Below are 1,769 nucleotides of genomic sequence, written 5' to 3' on the forward strand. Positions count from 1 at the left end.
CCTTGAAGATTTCCTCAAATTGCCATATTTGGAGGATTCTCCAGCATGGGAATACTTGCATGGAGTCGCAATTCAGAAACCCATGCCTAAGACTCGACACTCTATCCTGCAAAAACGTCTTTTAGCTGAGGTTGACAGCCATACTGTTGATTATACAGCTTTACCTGAGTTGCGATGTACCTTCGGCGGGCGTTCGATCGTTCCTGATGTGGCAGTAATTGCATGGAATCGAATTAACCTGAATCAAGCAGGTGAACCGGAGGACGACTTTACCGAAGCACCTGATTTGACTATCGAAATTCTTTCACCAGATCAAAAGGTAAACCGTGTAATTGACAACATTCTACATTGTTTAAAACATGGCAGTAAATTAGGATGGATGCTTGATCCAGATGATTATTCTGTTTTAATGTTTACTCCCCAACAAGAGCCGGAAGTTTGCAGAGGGGATCACCAGCTTAAGGTAATTGCAGGGGTTCAGTTGACACTGACTCCACAACAAATCTTTGCATGGCTAAAAGTTGGTCAAGCTAGACAAAGTAAGTAGAAGTCTGGGGAGAAGCACGAGGACTAACTTGGTCGTTAGACGAAATTCAATAATAAACGGATTTAGTATAAAATGTCAAAAATTAAAAGTCCCTTGCGCTATCCGGGGGGTAAATCCCGGGCAATTAAGCAAATTCTGCCGCAAATTTCTGTCAATATTAGGGAATATCGAGAACCTTTTTTTGGTGGTGGTTCTGTGTTTTTTGCTGTTAAGCAACTCTTTGGACAACAAATAAAAACCTATTGGATTAATGACTTAAATTATGATTTATATTGTTTCTGGCAATGCGCTCAAGAAAATATTGAGTTATTGGTAGCAAAAATAACAGAAATTAAACAGAAATATGATAGCGGACGAGAATTATTTCAAGATTTGACAAGGGAAGATTTAAAGTTAACCAACTTTGAGAAAGCGGTGCGTTTTTTTATCTTAAATCGGATTACTTTTTCGGGAACAGTGGATTCGGGGGGGTATTCCCAAGCGGCTTTTAACAGTAGATTTACTGATTCATCGATAGCCAGATTAACTCAAATTGCGCCGTTATTAGCATCGGTCAAAATTACTAACCAAGACTACGAAGAATTATTATTTGCTGAGGGAAAAGAAGTTTTTATCTTTCTCGATCCCCCCTACTATAGTGCCACAAAATCCCGTTTGTACGGTGTAAGAGGTAATTTACATACCAGCTTCGATCATCAACGTTTTGCCGATAATATGCGTCAATGTCAGGCTAAATGGTTAATTACCTACGATGATTGTCCAGAGATACGAAAACTCTTTGATTTTGCCCATATTATCGAGTGGAATCTTCAGTATGGCATGAATAATTATAAACAAGGAGCGGCGGCATCTGGTAGAGAATTAATGATCAAAAATTATTAGTGCGATGCCGAAGGCACTGGGTAGCAGTAAGCTAATCTTATATGTTGGGTTGACGACTGTACTTCATCCTATTAATTTAACCATTGGTGCAAATCTTCTAAATCCGAAAAATCCAATAAAGCAAGAGCTAAATTATCCAATTGATTAGGATTTAACTGTTTAATTTTTTGTTCTACCTTTAAAGGAATAGAACCTAGTTTTAAGTTTAGCTGACGCAAAATTAGGCTTTTTTTAGCCGATAATTCTCCTTCCTCTCTGCCTTCCTCTCTGCCTTCCTCTCTGCCTTCCTCTCTGCCTTCCTCTAAAGCTTCTTGATAAACCTTAGTTTCTCTTAAATCAC

General features: G+C 38.7%; 3 protein-coding genes. 2 read left to right on the forward strand and 1 reads right to left on the reverse strand.

The features are described 5' to 3' along the window. On the forward strand, nucleotides 1–547 hold a 547-nt coding region (locus PX636_RS00060), incomplete at its 5' end, for a Uma2 family endonuclease (RefSeq protein ID WP_288115822.1). Nucleotides 548–619: 72 nt separating this feature from the next. Beyond that, a complete protein-coding gene (locus PX636_RS00065; RefSeq protein ID WP_288115824.1) occupies nucleotides 620–1,429 on the forward strand; it encodes a DNA adenine methylase in 810 nt (269 codons plus the stop codon). Nucleotides 1,430–1,500: 71 nt separating this feature from the next. Here the strand turns inward: PX636_RS00065 and PX636_RS00070 are convergent. Continuing rightward, nucleotides 1,501–1,769 (reverse strand): DUF4351 domain-containing protein (locus PX636_RS00070; protein WP_288115825.1); only part of this gene is annotated, 269 nt, incomplete at its 5' end.

Source organism: Microcystis sp. M53598_WE2 (assembly GCF_030067735.1).
GTDB classification, from domain to species: domain Bacteria; phylum Cyanobacteriota; class Cyanobacteriia; order Cyanobacteriales; family Microcystaceae; genus Microcystis; species Microcystis aeruginosa.